This is a genomic window from Vibrio sp. JZG120 (assembly GCF_053890955.1).
Window position 1 is genome coordinate 384,612 of sequence record NZ_JBSRRK010000005.1, and the last position, 18,126, is coordinate 402,737.

General features: G+C 46.4%; 13 protein-coding genes. 8 read left to right on the plus strand and 5 right to left on the minus strand.

What is annotated here, in order from left to right; genetic code table 11:
• Positions 1 to 2 precede the first annotated feature (2 nt).
• Positions 3 to 806, plus strand: a complete 804-nt coding sequence (locus ACWPOD_RS13335; protein WP_167426912.1) for an undecaprenyl-diphosphate phosphatase — start codon at positions 3 to 5, stop codon at positions 804 to 806.
• 228 nt (positions 807 to 1,034) lie between these two features.
• On the opposite strand, the gene ACWPOD_RS13340 is transcribed toward ACWPOD_RS13335, so the two are convergent.
• On the minus strand, positions 1,035 to 2,255 hold the full coding sequence (locus ACWPOD_RS13340) for a multifunctional CCA addition/repair protein (RefSeq protein WP_167426911.1): 1,221 nt from the start codon (positions 2,253 to 2,255) through the stop codon (positions 1,035 to 1,037).
• Positions 2,256 to 2,393: 138 nt separating this feature from the next.
• On the opposite strand from ACWPOD_RS13340, the gene ACWPOD_RS13345 reads away from it, so the two are divergent.
• The 3 genes from ACWPOD_RS13345 to ggt all read left to right on the plus strand — a co-directional run bounded on the left by ACWPOD_RS13345 (position 2,394) and on the right by ggt (position 6,698).
• Positions 2,394 to 4,010, plus strand: a complete 1,617-nt coding sequence (locus ACWPOD_RS13345; RefSeq protein ID WP_167426910.1) for an ExeA family protein — start codon at positions 2,394 to 2,396, stop codon at positions 4,008 to 4,010.
• Positions 4,010 to 4,693 (plus strand): general secretion pathway protein GspB, encoded by a 684-nt coding sequence (locus tag ACWPOD_RS13350; RefSeq protein WP_167426909.1) that lies wholly within the window; start codon positions 4,010 to 4,012, stop codon positions 4,691 to 4,693. Before ACWPOD_RS13345 ends, ACWPOD_RS13350 begins: the two co-directional genes overlap by 1 nt.
• Before the next feature lie 274 nt (positions 4,694 to 4,967).
• Positions 4,968 to 6,698, plus strand: coding sequence for a gamma-glutamyltransferase (ggt, locus tag ACWPOD_RS13355; RefSeq protein WP_167426908.1), 1,731 nt, complete (start codon positions 4,968 to 4,970; stop codon positions 6,696 to 6,698).
• Between the two features lie 91 nt (positions 6,699 to 6,789).
• Here ggt and ACWPOD_RS13360 read toward each other — a convergent pair whose 3' ends face one another.
• From ACWPOD_RS13360 to ACWPOD_RS13370, 3 genes are all read right to left on the minus strand, one after another.
• Positions 6,790 to 7,401, minus strand: coding sequence for a TIGR04211 family SH3 domain-containing protein (locus tag ACWPOD_RS13360; protein WP_167426907.1), 612 nt, complete (start codon positions 7,399 to 7,401; stop codon positions 6,790 to 6,792).
• A 178-nt stretch (positions 7,402 to 7,579) separates the two neighbouring features.
• On the minus strand, positions 7,580 to 8,839 hold the full coding sequence (locus ACWPOD_RS13365; protein WP_456231941.1) for an inorganic phosphate transporter: 1,260 nt from the start codon (positions 8,837 to 8,839) through the stop codon (positions 7,580 to 7,582).
• Between the two features lie 131 nt (positions 8,840 to 8,970).
• On the minus strand, positions 8,971 to 9,651 hold the full coding sequence (locus ACWPOD_RS13370) for a TIGR00153 family protein (protein WP_031780508.1): 681 nt from the start codon (positions 9,649 to 9,651) through the stop codon (positions 8,971 to 8,973).
• A 212-nt stretch (positions 9,652 to 9,863) separates the two neighbouring features.
• On the opposite strand from ACWPOD_RS13370, the gene ACWPOD_RS13375 reads away from it, so the two are divergent.
• Positions 9,864 to 11,396 carry a CYTH and CHAD domain-containing protein gene (locus tag ACWPOD_RS13375; protein ID WP_005395946.1) on the plus strand — a complete coding sequence of 511 codons (1,533 nt, stop codon included), beginning with the start codon at positions 9,864 to 9,866 and terminating at the stop codon, positions 11,394 to 11,396.
• 40 nt (positions 11,397 to 11,436) lie between these two features.
• Here ACWPOD_RS13375 and ACWPOD_RS13380 read toward each other — a convergent pair whose 3' ends face one another.
• Positions 11,437 to 12,210 (minus strand): potassium channel family protein, encoded by a 774-nt coding sequence (locus ACWPOD_RS13380; RefSeq protein ID WP_456231942.1) that lies wholly within the window; start codon positions 12,208 to 12,210, stop codon positions 11,437 to 11,439.
• A gap of 105 nt (positions 12,211 to 12,315) precedes the next feature.
• On the opposite strand from ACWPOD_RS13380, the gene ACWPOD_RS13385 reads away from it, so the two are divergent.
• From ACWPOD_RS13385 to hldE, 3 genes are all read left to right on the plus strand, one after another.
• Complete coding sequence (locus ACWPOD_RS13385; protein ID WP_005395942.1) at positions 12,316 to 13,572, plus strand: methyl-accepting chemotaxis protein; 1,257 nt, start codon at positions 12,316 to 12,318, stop codon at positions 13,570 to 13,572.
• Positions 13,573 to 13,685: 113 nt separating this feature from the next.
• Positions 13,686 to 16,529 carry a bifunctional [glutamate--ammonia ligase]-adenylyl-L-tyrosine phosphorylase/[glutamate--ammonia-ligase] adenylyltransferase gene (glnE, locus tag ACWPOD_RS13390; protein ID WP_456231943.1) on the plus strand — a complete coding sequence of 948 codons (2,844 nt, stop codon included), beginning with the start codon at positions 13,686 to 13,688 and terminating at the stop codon, positions 16,527 to 16,529.
• 67 nt (positions 16,530 to 16,596) lie between these two features.
• Complete coding sequence (gene hldE / locus ACWPOD_RS13395) at positions 16,597 to 18,027, plus strand: bifunctional D-glycero-beta-D-manno-heptose-7-phosphate kinase/D-glycero-beta-D-manno-heptose 1-phosphate adenylyltransferase HldE (protein ID WP_456231944.1); 1,431 nt, start codon at positions 16,597 to 16,599, stop codon at positions 18,025 to 18,027.
• Positions 18,028 to 18,126: the final 99 nt, after the last annotated feature.

An 18,126-nucleotide genomic window follows, 5' to 3' on the forward strand; every position in this document is an offset into this window, starting at 1 on the left:
ACATGAGTTATTTTGAAGCCTTTATTCTGGCTCTGATTCAGGGTCTGACAGAGTTTTTGCCTATTTCGAGCTCTGCCCATTTGATCCTGCCCTCCGCCATTTTGGGATGGGAAGACCAAGGTCTAGCTTTTGATGTTGCTGTTCACGTCGGTACATTAATGGCGGTAGTGATCTATTTTCGCCATGAAGTGATCACTCTGTTCCAGGCATTATTTGCTTCGATCTTTAAAGGAGATCGGAGTAAAGAAGCAAAACTTGCTTGGATGATCGTGATCGCCACGATTCCAGCTTGTGTGTTTGGCTTGTTGATGAAAGACATCATTGAAGTGTATCTACGTAGCGCTTATGTCATCGCGACCACAACGATCGTATTTGGTTTGTTGCTTTGGTGGGTAGACAAAAACGCTAAGTTGGTTGCGGATGAATACCAAACGGGTTGGAAGAAAGCCGTGTTTATCGGTATTGCCCAAGCCTTAGCGATGATTCCTGGAACGTCGCGTTCAGGGGCGACCATTACGGCTGCACTTTACCTCGGCTTTACTCGAGAAGCGGCTGCGCGCTTTTCATTTTTAATGTCGATCCCTATCATTACATTGGCTGGTAGCTACTTAGGTATGAAGCTAGTGACCAGTGGTGAACCTGTCCATATTGGCTTCTTGCTGACTGGTATCATCACATCGTTTATCAGTGCATATATTTGTATCCACTTTTTCTTAAAGATGATTTCACGAATGGACATGACACCGTTTGTGATTTACCGTCTGATTCTAGGTTTCGGTTTGTTTGCGTTCTTGCTTAGCGCTTGATAACGCGACGGATTGGCAGCTTGCTTAACCGCAAGCTGCATACCTAAACCACAACGTCATTCTGAACAGCGACGAAGGCGCGAGGTTCAGAACCTTCTCTCCGAGTTTCTTGTAGCGTTGGCCATTTCTAAAACTTCCCTGCGTGCTGATATTAGATTCCTAATCTCGCTAAGGCTCGCTGGAATGACCTGGCATGAATACAACTCGGTTAATTAATCTGAGCTCAGATCACTTATTCAAAGCGACTCTTACCGCTTCAATCCGTCTCTTTTCTTGTTCATCACGTATTGCCGGGCCTTTAAATCCATCCTTAATGATGCTCTGAACATCTACGGCGGCTGCGGCTTGATAAGCGTGGGTAAAAATCTCAGCTTGAGGATAAGGCTTCTCTTCTAACCCTTTTCGACCCGCATGGTCAGCCTGACAGCATATTAAAATATCTTCTAAGCGCTCAGCTTTGCGCCACACATCGAATTTGTTGAGTATTTTTATGATGGTTTGCGGCTTTAACTCGGCCGCACGATGGATATTGGAGTGCTGTTCGCACACCATCAAGGCTAAATCACGAAACTCATTCGGTACACGGACACGCTCGCACAGCTTTTTGATCAGTTTTAATCCTGTATGACAATGCATTCTGTGGCTTGGCCATTCGCTCTCTGGCGTCACCCCTTTGCCCAAGTCATGCACTTGAGCGGCAAATCTGACGGGGAGTGAGTCACTCAATCTTGCGGCTTGCTCTGCCACCATCAAAGTATGGATGCCTGTATCGATTTCTGGATGCCATTTTTCTGGTTGAGGTACGCCAAATAGTGCATCAATTTCAGGTAAAACAACGGTCAATGCACCACAATCTCTTAGAACCGATAAGAAAATATCAGGGCGAGGGGTGGAGAGGGACTTATGCCATTCTTGCCAAACACGCTCGGGAGTCAGTGTGCTCAGCTCCCCAGACTCTGCCATGTAGCGCATTAACTGCATGGTTTCGTCGGCAACCGTAAAGTCTAGATCAGCCAGCTTGGCTGCAAAGCGAGCGACACGTAAAACGCGTAGAGGATCTTCGACAAAAGCGTCTGATACATGGCGTAGCAGTTTATTATTGAGATCTTTCTGGCCGCCGTAAGGATCATGGAGCTTACCTGCATCATCCATTGCCATCGCGTTAATGGTTAAATCACGACGAATTAAATCCTCTTCTAAGGTGACACTTTGATCAAAGAAACACTCAAAGCCAGTGTAACCACACCCTGACTTTCTTTCCGTTCGCGCAAGTGCATGTTCTTCTTTACTTTTTGGGTGCAAAAATACAGGAAAGTCTTTGCCAACGGCGGTGTACCCTTGGGACAGCATCATCTCGGGAGTCGCACCTACGACCACCCAGTCGTTGTCATAACTATCAATTCCGAGCAATTTATCTCGAACTGCGCCACCTACTAAATAAACTTGCACGAATTACCTCTTAATTTATTGATATGCCGTTGGACATTGTAGCAAGCAATGGTACTTTTCTTTACTCCCGAGAGTAGATGCAGCTATGTTTATATTATATCTGACTATTCCCTGGTGGTTTTTTAGCTGGAGAGCCTAATGTATAAGGACTTTTTTGGGTTTGTAGAACAACCATTTTCGATTGTTCCAAACTCGCGTTATTTGTATTTAAGCCAACGTCACAAAGAGGCAATCACACATCTCCAAGCCGGGCTAGGCGATGGCGGTGGTTTTGCTATGCTTACTGGCGAAGTGGGTACAGGCAAAACGACCGTCGCAAAAGCGATGCTGGCGAATTTAGGTGATAACACCAAAGCGGGTCTGATCCTAAATCCCACGTTTTCGAGTCGAGACTTGCTCGAAGCTATTTGCGATGAATTCAAAATTACTTACCCGCCAGATGCAAACCTCAAACAGCTAAACCAAGTGATTCACAAATACTTGCTGCGTAATTATCGTTCAGGCTGGCAGACATTGCTGGTCATTGATGAGGCTCAACACCTTGCTGCCGACGTTTTAGAGCAGCTACGTTTGTTGACCAACTTGGAAACCGATACCAGAAAACTGCTCAAAGTGTTGTTGGTCGGACAGCCTGAATTACAGCGGTTATTACAAACGACGCAACTACGCCAGCTCGCTCAGCGCATTACTGGGCGTTATCACTTGTTGCCGTTGGATGAAAAAGAGACAGAAGATTACATCGCGTTTCGATTACATACGGCAGGTGGTGACCAGCAACTGTTTAATCGTGCTTCTTGTAAACTCATTGCCAAATACAGTCACGGCATCCCGCGCTTGATTAATCTTATCTGTGATAAATCTCTCAACATCAGTTATCACCAAGGTAATGTGGTGGTGGATAAGCAAACCGTTCAGCAGGCCTGTGAAGAGGTGATGCAGTTTCAGGCAGATATTTATCAGCAAGATAAAAAAGAGCGCCGTACTTTCCGCTGGCCTGCTTGGGGCTCTGTTACGTTGGGTCTTATTGCTGCATTAGGTACGGGGTGGGCGGTCGTTAATTATATGCCAGCTCAAGCAACGTCAGTGTTGGCGCAAGTGACCGCACCAAGAGAGGAGCCAACGCCAATAGTCGTCAACCAACAATTGACAGATGATCAGCGTGACTTATTGTTAGCACAAAAACAGTCGAATCTCGCCGTGAATGATTTGTATCGTTTGTGGGGTTATCAAGCATCGGTTCGCGACAATCTTTGTTTATCAGAACCCCAATCGACCATGCGTTGTGAGCGTAAAATGGCGACCTGGCCGCTGCTGATGCAACAAAATCGCCCTGTGATTTTGGAGTTGAATTATCAAGGTGATGTTGGGTATGTCATTTTGTACGCCGTCGGTAATGACAAAGTCGAAGTGCTCAATGGCAAGCAGCGTCTGCGTCTGCCTATTTCGTGGCTAAAGCCGATGTGGCAAGGCAATATCATTGAACTGTGGCAAGCGCCGTTGAAAGAGACATTACGTTTAGACATGGAAGGCCCTGCGATCGAAGTATTAGACCGATTATTAGCAGAAGCGGTAAGTGAGCCACTGCTTGAAACGTCTATTTTTGATGGTGCGATGAAAGAGCGAGTTGAGTTATTCCAACGTTGGCAAGGTATTGGGGTCGACGGCATTGCAGGTAAGCGGACGCTAGATCGTCTTCAACAAAACGTGCAGCCAGATGCGCCTCAACTGGCACGAATCGAGAAGGAGGACGCATAATGTCAGCCATGAAACATATTGGTTTGTTCTTGTTGCCGATCACCGTTGCTGCAATCGGAGTTGCTTGGTATTTAGATCTCCTTACGCCTCATGCTGAAGTTAGTACTTCCGCCCCTAAGGCTAAGATGGAAGCGGAACAACCGTTCAAAGCATTGGACTATCCTGAAACTACTCAGTTGGCGCAATTGCCAAGAGAGTGGCCAAGTGCAGAGCTGTCTCGTGATTTTGGTACGTTTGCAACATCTGATGAATACGTGAGTAATACAGCAAACAAAGACGAGATAGAAACATCTGTATCAACTCAAGGCACTTCAGTAGTTGAAGAGGACCTAGGTTTGTCTCTGGATGATCTTGACTTGTCCTCATTATCTCCTGATTTGGCGCGAAAGGTCGAAAATGCGTTATCCCGAGATGATGCGCCTTCACCACAAACGGTGCGCGTGAACGATTTAGAGCGCAACGCTCACCAATGGCAAGGGCGTTTACCTGCGCTCAATTTGCAAACTCACATGTACGCCAGTGATGAAAATCGGCGCTGGGTGAAAATTAACAATGTTGAATATCATCAAGGAGACGTTGTTGATGGGCAGGTCACATTAAGAGAAATACAACCGCAAGCGGTGATTGTCGAGTTCCAAGGTGAGCAAATTCGTATACCAGCGTTGTATGAGTGGAAAGGGTAACTGTTATAGCAACACATCAAGCCAGCGAAATCATATCGCTGGCTTTTTTATTTTTCAGAACACCTTTTGCATCTATTCTGGTGATGATTTTTAGATACTCAAACAAGCAAAATATAGCTTTTCTAAGTCGTTTAAATAGCACCAATATCGTTCAACTATTGATAGCGCGATTCCAGTCAGCGTTGTGTAAAAAAACGCCACATTGACGAACTTCGTCATCACGACCTGGTCCACGTTAGACCCCATGAAATAACAGGAGTCTACACAGAGACACATGCGTATTCTGATTTTTTCTTTAAGTGTTGTTGCGTCGTTAAGTTACGCAGCAAAGCCGCCCCCTTTCCCTATAACACCAGATAATAACGGACAAGATTTTATGGTCAGCGCGACCAACCCTTACGTGAGCAGCACTGGTTATTCAATATTGAAAGAGGGCGGGAACGTCGTTGATGCCATGGTCGCGATGCAGATGGTGATGTCTGTGGTTGAACCGGATATGACGGGAATTGGCGGCGGTACTTTCGCGCTGTTTTATCAACATGACAAGCAGAAGTTTTTAGCCCTTGATGGGCGAGATGAAGCGCCGTCTAGCGCTCACCCTGAGATGTTTATTGAAAATGGGAAAGCACTCAGCCGCGATGAAATTTTGGGGCCTCGCTCCGTTGCAGTGCCGGGCACCTTACGTCTGCTTTATTCCACTCATGAGCAATACGGCAAATTACCATGGTCTGAGTTGGTTCAACCTGCGATTAAGCTCGCGCGTGATGGGTACGCGATGAACAGCTATACCTATGATATCGTCGTGCGAGAGCAATCCCGTTTGGCTCGCGATCCAGAAATTAAAGCCTTGTATTGGCAAGATGATGAAGTGAAGCCAACAGGGACGTTAATGAAGAACCCTAAAATGGCTGAGACGCTAGAGAAAATAGCTCAGCAAGGCGATCGCTATTTGTATGGTGGTGCACTTGGTCAACATATTGTTGATACGGTGAATCGTCGTATTAACGATCAGCATGAGAAATTGTCGTTAGAGGACTTTAAAAACTATCAGGTGAAATCTCGCGATATTATTGAAAGCGATTATCGGGGCAGCAAAATCGTTTCGTTTGGTTACCCGGCCTCTGGTGGTGTGATGGTCGCTCAAAGTCTGAAACTGCTGGAGCCGTACGATATATCTCAGATGGCACTAACTGATGTAGAGCCTTGGCGTTTAATGACCGAGGCGATGCGCTTAGCAAAAGCTGATCGTATTGCGTATGCCGGAGATCCGGATTATGTGGAAGCACCAGTTGAACAATTGTTATCTAAAACCTATTTGGACCAGAGACGTGATTTAATCCCTGATAATGGCACCTCGAAAGAGAATCCAAAAGCCGGACAGATAACGCAAACTCAGTATGCGCAATATCAAGGCTTCGAGAGCAAAGATACAGGGCACATTTCTATCGTTGATAGGGAAGGTAATGCGATTGCTATGACCAGCACCGTTGGTACGGGAATGGGATCTGGTGTCATGGTTGATGGCGTTATCTTGAATGCACAAATGGCAAACTTTTCACCTCAACCAACGGTTAACGGCAAGCCTACTCAAAACTCGATTGAAGCGGGTAAGCGTCCACGCTCAGCCATTACGCCATTAATGGTGATGGACGGCGATGGCAATCTGCGCTTAGTAGTTGGCTCTCCGGGCAGTTCGCAAATTCCAGGTTATGTGCTTAAAACTGTGGTTGGGGTACTGGATTGGAACTTATCAGCGCAAGAGGCTATTGACTTACCAAACATCCAGTACGGCACCAAGATAGACCGCACGAAGCCGTATGACCCAACAGGCTTGCTAGTGGAGAAGAAAACCTTCGCAGAAATGTTGGTGCCGGAGTTTATGGAGCTTGGCTACCCAGTACACGTTATTCCAGTGGTAAGTGGTTTGAATGCAATTGAGCTAAAAGATGGCAAGCTTTATGGCGCAACGGATCGTCGTCGAGCGTCTAGTTCAATGGGGGAGTAGTGCAGATTTCTGTAAAACTAAGCAAACAAAAAAGCCAGTCGAATATCGACTGGCTTTTGCATTCTTTTTTATAGATAAAAGGGCGAAGGACTTATGCCCAACCCGCAGGTGAACGTTTTCTACGAGGCATGATATGCGGAAGAATCAAACCAAATAGCAAACCTAAACCTGCAACACCGCCGCCATAAGTGAAGTACTTAAGCAGCATGTCGTCTTTTTGTGTATCCAGTTTAGCGCGCAGCTCGCGGTTTTCTGTCTCAACAGAAGTAAGCTGGTCGCTGATCTCAGAGTATTTATTCTCAAGATCGGAAATTTGTTGGTTGCGCGTTTCTAGAGAGGTAACAAGGCCAGCTTTCTCTGCATCAGAAGTTTTACGAGCGTTAGCAAGCTGCTCTTTCACTTCTGCTAGTTCTTTCTCAATGCGAGGAAGGCGAATCGCCATGCTTTCTTGGTTTGTCACAAACTTGCTTTGTACCCAACCAGTACGACCTCGGTCATCACGAACTTGCGTATAGCCAGTATCTCGGTTGGTTTTAATCAGTTGTACTTTAGAACCGGCATTAACACTACCAATAATACGGTAGGTGTTATTTGGACCTGAGTGCATAAAAGTGAAGAGGTCATCAGAAATATAACGGTCTGCTGCTAGGGCCGCTGGCGCTGCTAGCAAAGTAAACAAAACCGTGATGATTAGTTTTTTCACAGTAAATCCCTTAACGATTTTTCTTGGAGACAGCGTTGGCACCGAATGATTGGAGCCGGAAATAGACGAATAGTATGCAGTTTCAAACTTCGGTGCAACAAAGAAGGGAGGCAAAGCCTCCCTTTCTGTGCGTTTGAGTCAATAATGACAAAGCGCTTACATTCTATTGACGAGTGTCTTAAGCGAACATCGCTTGAAGTCCGTAGAAGAATACAACGGCCAATAGTGCACCTGCTGGTAGTGTAACGATCCATGATGCCACGATGTTACGAACCACGCCCAGGTTTAGTGCCGCGATACCACGAGCAAAGCCAACACCGAGAACCGCACCAACCAATGTTTGAGTGGTTGAGATTGGCAGACCAGTACCAGAAGCTAGAACAACAGTACAAGCGGTTGCTAGCTGAGCTGCAAAACCACGGCTAGGAGTTAGCTCAGTGATACCTGTACCAACGGTTGCCATTACTTTGTGACCCAGTGTCGCAAGACCGACCACGATACCAATACCACCAAGAGGTAGAATCCACCAAGCGATGGTGCTTTTCGTGCTGATTTCGCCCATATGTTCAACAGTCGATACGACAGCAGACAGTGGACCAATGGCGTTTGCAACGTCGTTTGAACCGTGTGCAAATGCCATTGCACAAGCGGTGATAACCATCAGAACGCTGAAGATACCTTCCACGCCAGAAAAGCTGCGGTCTTCTTCGCGATTAGCGAATTTTTTCTGGATGTATACGTAGCCGCCAACCATCACGAGTGCTGAAACTGCTGCTGCCCACATCCAAGCTTCGCCATTGGTTAGGTGAAGACCAACGTGTTTTAGACCTTTTTTGATAGTTACAAGTGCAATCACCATTGTTGTGATGAACATGTAAACAGGAACAAAACGTTTGGCGTTGAATAACGGGTTCTCAGTATCAAAAATCAGACGTTGTGCGCTGACAAAGATAACGTACGCAAAGAAACCTGAAATCACTGGTGTAATAACCCAGCTACCAACAATGCCTTGAACGCTGCCCCAGTCAACCGCTTCAGTACCTACTGATACGCATGCAAAACCAATGATTGCACCGATGATTGAGTGAGTCGTAGATACTGGCCAGCCCATGTAAGAGGCAAGAAGTAACCATGTACCCGCAGCCAAAAGAGCAGACATCATACCGTAGACAAGAACGTCAGGTTGACTAGCAAATAAAGAAGTTTCGATTACACCTTTACGGATAGTGTCGGTTACTTCACCGCCTGCAAGGTAAGCACCTGCAAATTCGAAGATCATCGCAATGATGATAGCTTGTTTTACGGTTAGCGCTTTTGAACCTACTGATGTACCCATCGCATTAGCAACGTCGTTCGCGCCAATACCAATCGCCATCATGAAACCAAAAATCGCTGCAACAATAATCAGGACAGTGCCGTAGTTCGCAAGGATATCCATCGTAATACCTAGTTGTTTTATAACAAGCGGAACAAAATTTTACGCGCGCCAAACCATAAGACGATGAAAATAGTCATCATCCCTATGACACGTGTTTATTATGCTCTTCGTTATGTCGTTAACTTTATGTTTTAAGATCGAGATAGCATGACTTCCAAACGAGCACCTACGCGCTGCGCTTGGTCGGCAATACCACCTACCCATTCAAGAATCTTGTACAAGAACATGACATCGATAGGGTTCATGTCAGACTCAATCGCCATCAACTGTTGACGAAGTTCAATCTGCATAGCATCGGTATCATCTTCGATGACATCTAATTGATGAATCATTTCAGCGACGAGCGTCACTTCACGACCTTTGAAGCCGGTTTCTAGCAATTCATCAAGTTCATTGATTACCTTTTGCGCCTGATCGGCCGCATCAAGACAACGTTGAACGTAAGCGAGGAAGTTTGGTTGGAGAGCCTCAGGAATGACAAGTTGACGACCATATACACGGCCAGCAATGTCTTTTGCCAGGTTTGCAAGTTTGTCCTGCTGAGTCAGAAGCTCAAGCATGTCAGTACGGTCTACTGGCATGAACAAACCGCGAGGCAGTTTTAGACGGATTTCACGTTTCAGCACGTCCGCTTCTTTCTCTAGGTGAGAAATTTGTGCACGGATTTCAGATGCTTTTTCCCAGTCACCCTTTGAAGATACTTCAAAGAATTTCACCAAGTGTGAACAACATTCGTTGACACACACAACGTGGCGTTGCAAAGGCTTAATTGGGGACTTTGCAAATAACCCCATAATTGTATTTACTGGCATGGTCATTCAACCTAATAACTATAACCTTAAAAAAACATACACCATTTCTGAGTGCTTGGCGAAATGTTGAACGATGGCTATAAAGGCGCGCATGGTAACGCATTAAATCGCTCATTAAAACTGTTTTAGATCATCATTCCGGCGATATTTCTCTCTTGCCGTGCGAGAAATTACGCAATATCCTGTTTCTATCTGCTTTGAAAGGTATAGCTATGGAAACCGAAATAGAACTGAAGTTTTTTGTTTCTCCTGAATTTTCAGAAACTTTAAAAGAAAAAATTTCTGAGACAAAAGTACTTCAGCATAGTTGTCGTGACTTGGGTAACACCTACTTTGATACCGCCGATAAATGGCTGAGAAAGCACGACATTGGTTTAAGAATTCGCCGTTTTGATGATGTATTCGTCCAAACCGTAAAGACAGCAGGACGCGTCGTCGCAGGCTTACATCAAAGACCAGAATACAATGCTGAGCACACTAGCGACGAGCCTAACCTGTCGCTTCATCCTGTAGACATTTGGCCGCCAGGTAAAGACGCAGCAACGCTGCAATCTGAGCTTATGCCGTTATTCTCGACCAACTTCACACGCGAACAGTGGCTGATTGGCATGCCAGATGGTAGCCAAATAGAAGTGGCGTTTGACCAAGGTATGGTCGTAGCCAAAGGTGAAGATGGGGAAGAGAAACAAGAACCGATTTGCGAAGTTGAACTGGAACTTAAATCGGGCCAAACCGATGCCCTATTTACACTAGCACGTAGCTTTTGCGAGCAAGGTGGCATGCGTTTGGGTAACTTGAGTAAGGCGGCGAAAGGCTATCGACTTGCAAGTGGCTATGCAGGTGATGAAGTAAAATCGTTGGCGCTTGTGGACAGTAGCCCGACGGATACCGTTGAATACTGCTTGATCAACTCTTTAGAACACGCCCTATCTCACTGGCATTATCACGAGCAAATTTATGCTGAGCGTGACAATGTGGAAGCGCTACGTGAAATCAGCAATGCTATTCGTTTTATTCGTCAAACATTGACCATTTTTGGTGGTGTTGTCCCTCGTCGCGCGAGTGCGATTCTGCGCCAAGAGCTTAAATGGTTGGAAGAAGAACTGAGTTGGTTGGATGAACATGCACACCTTGAAGAGCTCTTAGATGACAAAGGCAATGTGCTGCGTAAGTTGGATGCGCGTAAGTTCTTAGTATCTGAGTTGACTCAGCAGTTACAAGAGTTGCCAAGCCGTGAAGAAGTGCTAGGGTTGCTCAATTCCGCACGTTACACAGGGTTACTGCTGGATCTAAGCCGCTGGATCTTAGCACGCGGTTGGCAGCCATTTCTTGATGAAAAAGCACGTGAAAAAATGGCAAGTAACATCATGCCGTTTTCAGTCACTCAGCTCGATCGCACTTGGGCAGAACTAATGGAAGCTTTCCCTGCAGAGCGCGACCTGACGGCGCAAGAGTACGTTGATCAGCGCTATCGCTTGCTGCGTAATCTCTATACTGGTATTGGTTTCGCGAGTCTATATAACTCGGATGAGCGTAACAGCTTCCGTTTGCCATGGGCGGATCTGGTGCATGGTATCGATGATCTGCTAATGCTGAACCACTTGCTTCCGTTGGTAGATATGTTGGAAGACGCAGAAAAAGAGCAATTAGAACGCTGGTTGCACCGTCAAGAGCGTTCAATTTTGCATGCAATGGATCAAACCCGAGCGATCAGTGTGGAAGTTCAGCCTTATTGGCGTGAATGATCACCTTGACTACCTGTACAAAAAATAGGACCGCATGGTCCTATTTTTTTGTCTTTGTTTTGCTTTGTTGCAGTTCTTTTTCTATGAAGTCGAGTCGTTCTAGTATTTGGGCTTGTTGATTCAGGAGCTGCTCGAGCATACGTTCTTTATTGATTAAGCTGTGCGTCTGTTGTTTCGTCGGAGCGGTAAGAATAGAGGTGATAAGACCCGAAATCATACCAAAGATCCCCACACCACAAACAATGATGATGACGGCTAAAAACTTTCCTATTGAGGTCACCGGATAATGATCGCCGTAACCAACGGTTGAGATCGTTACGAATACCCACCACAAAGCATCGGCGCCAGTGCGAATATTTGCTTCTGGGTTTTTCGCTTCGATAAACAGCATTGCACTAGAGCCGAGCGTAATGAGGATCACCATCAACAGTAATATTGAGGCGACCGTGGTTTCGAGGCGGTTTTCTTTGAGCTGATGCAAAATGAACTTCGACGAGCGCAGTACTAATACCACTCGAAGAATATGAAAGATACGAGCAAAGCGCAGTGGCTCTATTAATGGGATACTCGCCACGAAATCTATCCAATGACGTTTAAGAAATAACCACCGATCTGTGGACCGGATCAAATCAATGGTGAGCTGTAATAGAAAAATACTACAGATTATGAAATCCAGACCGATAAGAACTTGACGGGTTTCGTGATCGATCGGGAAAAACAACAAGCCAGAGATCACAAATAGTGCCATAAAAGACAATATTAGTGACAACAGGCCCATCGGTCGTGTGCTGTCTTTGATATCATTGTTTTTCATACGAAGCTCGAAATAAATCGCGTAACCACGCTAAACGCGAACATAACTATAAGTAATATAAAGATTATAGATAAAGACTATATAAGACTCGGTGGAGAACTGACAATGGAAAAGCTGGCATTTAAGCCATGGGAAAGGGTCATATCCGACATTCGACTGGTTCCTAAAATGGTCATGTTGATGGTCTTCAGTACTGTCCTGATAGTGGCAAAACAACTGTGGGACGCGAACACCTTTTACGATTCACTTTTAGCGGCGACACAAAACGCGCAAGTTGCCCAACAGCATTACGAAGCATACTTAACGCAAGTTGCTTGGCAAACCGCCTTATTGATTGTGGTTTTTGTCGTGCTCTTATTAGCGGCGGCTAGAGTGATGCTGCGTCAAACACAGTATCTGAGCGACGCAATCAAACTGATGGCGAGCAAGAACCTCTCCGTGCCATTTGGTATGGATTGTAAAGATGAATACGGAGACGTGGCACGCGAGTTAGAAAAAACACGTCGCCAACTGCACGATGTGATTCAAATGCAAATCAACGCTTCTGATGAGTTATCCACACTCACGGAAGTGATGACGCTGAGCATGTCGGAAACGAAGGAGTCGGCGCAAGAAGAGTTTAACGAAATTGATCAACTTGCGACGGCGATGAGTGAAATGTCGTCGACGGTGCAAACCGTCGCAGAACATGCCCAGACGGCGTCTTCTCTTACAGAGCAAGCTTCCGCACAAGCGATTTCTGGTCAACAGTTCTTGCAAAGTACGATGGCGAAAATGAGTGAACTCTCGTCGGACATCGCTTCATCGGCGCAGGCGGTTAACCAGGTCGAAGAACGTGTTGAATCCATTGGTAGTGTTGTGGGTACGATTCAAGGTATCTCTGAACAAACTAACCTGCTTGCACTGAATGCGGCGATTGAAGCGGCGCGAGCTGGCGAGGCGGGTCGTGGTTTTGCGGTGGTTGCAGATGAAGTTCGTAACCTTGCACAACGTACACAACAAGCGACGGTAGAAATTCAAGAGATGATTGCTCAGCTGCAAACCAGTGCAGAATCTGCTGTAGAACTCATGGAGAAAAGCGTAGTGGAAGCGGCCGATGGAAACGAGCTGGTTTCTAATGCTGGATCTGAGCTCGATGGTATTGTTGGGCAAGTGACGCAAATCAATGACATGAACTTCCAAATCGCGACGGCGTCTGGTCAGCAAAGCAGTGTTGCAGAAGAGATGAGTCAAAACCTCACCAATGTACGTGAGCTGGTAGAAGCCTCGGTTGTGGTTGTGACAGAGCTGCTAGAAACTTCTGAAATGATGCAAAATAATGCTGGCGAGTTAGACAAGAAGATCAAATCTTTCCAAGTTTAATATTCCATCCAGAACTTTTGATAAAACGCCCACAAACCTTTTGTGGGCGTTTTTATTTGCTTTAAGTCTGGTATAAAGAATGAGTTACCGTGCTTTTCAAACAAGGAAGAAAAATGCAGCTGCCTTCGCCACTGATTTCTATCGCTGAATCTGCCGTACAAAATGCTCAAGAGGCAGGTTATTTTCCCCTTTGGCCAGATGAGATTGCGCAGCAATTTCGCTATGTGGCGGGCTTAAGCCAGTTTATTACCGAAGCCATTCATCGCGATGAAGTTTTAGCCCGTGAGTTGCCAAGCATGTTAGCGCAACCAAGTCGTCAGGAATCTTACCGCTCACGTCTTGCTGAACTATTGGGACAATGCCCGGATGAGATGTCTGGTCATCGCGTGTTGCGTCAGTTTCGCAACCGAGAAATGGTGTACATTGCGTGGAAGGATTTCACGCATACATGGTCGCTAGAAGCTTCTTTAAGCCACTTATCCGAGTTGGCAGAAGCGATGATTTTTGAAACCTATCAATGGCAATATCAAGCGTGTTGTCAGGAGTGGGGAACGCCGACGAGTGAGGACGGTGAAGTACAGCCGATGTTGATTATCGGCATGGGGAAACTGGGTGGCGGCGAGCTAAACTTTTCATCCGATATCGATCTGATTTTCACGTATCCAGAAAACGGTGAGACACAAGGCGCGCGCCGCAGCATTGCCAATGCCCAGTTCTTTACTCGCCTTGGTCAACGCATCATCAAAGCGCTCGACCAACAAACCTTCGATGGCTTCTGTTACCGTGTCGATATGCGTTTGCGTCCGTTTGGTGAGAGTGGTCCATTAGTCATGAGCTATGCGGCACTAGAGGATTACTATCAAGAACAGGGACGTGACTGGGAGCGTTACGCGATGATCAAAGCTCGAGTGATGGGGTGCGAAATGTACCCGCAATACCAAGAGCTACGCCAAATGCTGCGTCCTTTTGTTTTTCGTCGCTATATTGATTTCAGTGCGATTCAGTCTTTGCGTCGGATGAAATCGATGATCAGTAGTGAGGTTCGCCGCCGAGGTTTGAACAACAACATTAAGTTAGGCGCAGGTGGTATCCGAGAAATTGAATTTATCGCCCAAGTTTTTCAATTAATTCGGGGTGGTCGCGAGCCTTCTCTTCGTAATCGAGGGTTGTTGGAAACGCTGCAAGGCATTGAAGAGCTGGCGTTACTCACTTCGCAAGAAGTCAGCAGTCTAGAAGCCGCATACAAGTATTTACGTCAATTAGAAAACTTGTTGCAAGCGATGGCGGACAAGCAAACCCAGACGCTGCCTGATTGCGAAACCGAACGCTTAAAGCTCGCTACCGCGATGCAAATGACCTCTTGGGACCAACTGATTGAGCAAACTCAGCAGCACATGGCGAATGTCCATCAAGTATTTGAGTCGTTAATTGGTGATGATGAAGAAGACGAGGGTACTACGGTTGCTCGTCATTTTCATGAGCTATGGGATATGGCGAACAAACAAGATGTGCTTGAGCATATCTTACAGCAGGATATTCAGGTTGAAGACTTTGCTTCATGCGCGAAAACCATCATCAACTTTAAAACCGACCTGGCTAAAAAAACGTTAGGACCGCGTGGACGCGAAGTGTTAAACCGTTTAATGCCGAAGGTATTTGATGCGGTGTTTGCCCACCCTGATGCACAGTTTGGTTTACCGCGAGTGCTGCATTTACTGCACAATATCTGCACTCGTACGACTTATCTGGAGTTATTGGATGAGCATCCAGCTGCTCTAGTACAGCTCGTGCGTTTGTGTACCGCAAGCCCAATGATTTCAGAGCAGCTATCTCGGTATCCGATCTTACTCGATGAGTTGATCGACCCTGCACAGTTGTACAATCCAATCCCATTAGACAGTTACCGTACAGAGCTGCGTGATTATCTGGCCCGTATTCCAGAAGATGATATGGAGCAGCAAATGGAAGCGTTGCGCCAGTTTAAGCAAATCTGCATTTTACGTATTGCGGCGGCGGATATTGCTGGTGCATTGCCGGTGATGAAAGTGAGTGATCACTTAACCTATTTGGCGGAAGCTATCGTTGATGCTGTGGTCAGTCAGGCTTGGTTGCAAGTGTCCGAAAAATACGGCGAGCCAACGCATGTAAAAGATCGTGAAGGCAAGGGTTTTGCCGTCATTGGCTATGGCAAAGTCGGTGGTTGGGAACTCGGCTATAACTCCGACTTGGATATCGTCTTCATGCATGACTGCCCAGTCAATGTCTATACAGATGGCAAAAAGGAAATCGACGGTCGTCAGTTCTACCTTCGCCTAGCGCAGCGCATCATCCATATTTTCTCGACTCGCACCGCTTCCGGCATTTTGTACGAAGTCGATACCCGCTTGCGCCCGTCTGGCGCGTCAGGTTTGTTGGTTAGCCCAACCGATGCGTTTGACGATTATCAGCATCAAGAAGCCTGGACATGGGAGCATCAAGCACTTGTGCGCGCGCGCTTGATTTACGGCGATGAACCCCTTGCTATTGCATTTCACAATACGCGACATGATGTGTTGTGCAAAGCGCGCGATCGGGCGGAACTGAAAAAAGCCGTTGTCGAAATGAGAGAGAAAATGCGCGGTCATCTTGGGGGGAAAAAGCCCGGCCGTTTTATGCTCAAGCAAGATGTGGGAGGGATTACCGATATCGAATTTCTCGCTCAGTACTTAGTGCTCAACTATAGTCACGATAAGCCGAAATTAACGCGTTGGTGTGATAATGTGCGTATCTTTGAAACGCTCATTGCACAAAATGTCATGGACGAAGACCAGGCAATGCAGTTGATACGTGCCTACACGACAATGCGAAACGAAATACACCGAAGAAATCTACTCAATTTAGATGCTGATGTGGTGGAAGATAAGTTTGTTGCCGAAAGGGAGTGGGTAAAACAGGCTTGGAATCAGTGGTTCAGTTAAGACCATATATTTAGCCTCGATAAGGGCTGTGATAAACTCACTTCGATTTAATTTTTGGAGACCAATAATGAAACCAATTCTACCTGATTACAGCAGCGCTGGTGTGCTCATCATCGGTGATGTCATGCTAGATCGTTACTGGTATGGCCCAACCGGACGCATTTCTCCTGAAGCGCCGGTTCCTGTTGTAAAAGTAGAAAACAATGAAGAGCGTCCTGGTGGTGCTGCGAACGTTGCGATGAACATCGCATCACTAGGTGGCCATGCTCACATTGTTGGTCTAACAGGGGAAGATGAGCCTGCAAAAGTGCTGACGGAGACGCTGAGCTCACTCAATGTGAAGTGCGATTTCGTTGCACTGCCTGATTACCCAACGATCACGAAGCTTCGCGTAATGAGCCGTGGACAACAGCTTATTCGTCTCGACTTCGAAGATAAGTTTGAAAACACGGATTCTGCACCTGTGCTATCGCGTATGGATGCCGCTCTGCCAAACGTTAAAGCCGTGATTATGTCTGACTACGCAAAAGGCTCGTTAGAGCATGTTCAGGCATACATCCAAAAAGCGCGCGCAGCAAACATTCCAGTTTTCATTGACCCTAAAGGTGCGGATTTTGAACGCTACCGCGGCGCGACACTCTTAACACCAAACATGAAAGAGTTTGAAGATGTCGTTGGCAAAGTAAAATCAGACCAAGATCTGGTTGAAAAAGCACTTCAGCTTGTTGAAGAGTTTGATTTTGAAGCGCTACTGGTTACACGTAGTGAAAACGGCATGACGTTGATCCGCCGTGGTCAAGAGCCATTCCACCTTCCGACTCAAGCGAAAGAAGTGTACGACGTGACAGGTGCTGGTGATACGGTGATTTCTGTACTTGCAGCTTCAGTTGCGGCGGGTAAATCCTTCGAAGAAGCGTGTGCACTAGCGAATGCTGCGGCAGGCGTTGTTGTTGGTAAGCTTGGTACCTCGACCTTGTCTGAAATTGAACTGGCAGAAGCGGTACATGGCAGCCAAGACACGGATTACGGTGTAATTTCAGAAAAAGCGCTGATTGAAGCAGTGAGAAAAGCCCGTGCACGTGGCGAGAAAGTCGTTATGACAAACGGCTGCTTTGATATTCTTCACGCTGGGCATGTGTCTTACTTAAACCATGCTGCTGAACTTGGTGATCGCCTGATTGTTGCGGTGAATACCGATGAATCAGTGAAGCGTCTTAAAGGGCCTGGTCGTCCTGTGAACCCAACCGATCGCCGCATGGCGGTATTGGCAGGTTTGGGCGCTGTGGATTGGGTAGTACCATTTAGTGAAGATACGCCGCAACGTTTGATCTCGGAAGTTTTGCCAAGCTTGCTAGTAAAAGGTGGGGACTACAACCCAGAAGAGATTGCTGGTGGTAAAGAAGTCATTGCTGCAGGTGGCGAAGTTCGTGTATTGAACTTTGAGGATGGGTGCTCAACCAGTGAAATCATCAATGCAATCAAAGGCGGTAAGGGCTAAGCCTACGATTTGTTGGCATTGAAACGCTATTTGTTTGTAAAAGGTCGCCAAGTGCGGCCTTTTTGATACTTGATGTTCTGAGATACTTTTCGTCTCTTA

Coding starts and splice junctions, on each gene's coding strand:
- ACWPOD_RS13350 (WP_167426909.1), top strand. CDS start 4,010: ATGTCAGCCATGAAACATATTGGTTTGTTCTTGTTGCCGATCACCGTT.
- ACWPOD_RS13385 (WP_005395942.1), top strand. CDS start 12,316: ATGGAAAAGCTGGCATTTAAGCCATGGGAAAGGGTCATATCCGACATT.
- ggt (WP_167426908.1), top strand. CDS start 4,968: ATGCGTATTCTGATTTTTTCTTTAAGTGTTGTTGCGTCGTTAAGTTAC.
- ACWPOD_RS13345 (WP_167426910.1), top strand. CDS start 2,394: ATGTATAAGGACTTTTTTGGGTTTGTAGAACAACCATTTTCGATTGTT.
- ACWPOD_RS13365 (WP_456231941.1), bottom strand. CDS start 8,839: ATGGATATCCTTGCGAACTACGGCACTGTCCTGATTATTGTTGCAGCG.
- ACWPOD_RS13380 (WP_456231942.1), bottom strand. CDS start 12,210: ATGAAAAACAATGATATCAAAGACAGCACACGACCGATGGGCCTGTTG.
- ACWPOD_RS13370 (WP_031780508.1), bottom strand. CDS start 9,651: ATGCCAGTAAATACAATTATGGGGTTATTTGCAAAGTCCCCAATTAAG.
- glnE (WP_456231943.1), top strand. CDS start 13,686: ATGCAGCTGCCTTCGCCACTGATTTCTATCGCTGAATCTGCCGTACAA.
- ACWPOD_RS13375 (WP_005395946.1), top strand. CDS start 9,864: ATGGAAACCGAAATAGAACTGAAGTTTTTTGTTTCTCCTGAATTTTCA.
- ACWPOD_RS13335 (WP_167426912.1), top strand. CDS start 3: ATGAGTTATTTTGAAGCCTTTATTCTGGCTCTGATTCAGGGTCTGACA.
- hldE (WP_456231944.1), top strand. CDS start 16,597: ATGAAACCAATTCTACCTGATTACAGCAGCGCTGGTGTGCTCATCATC.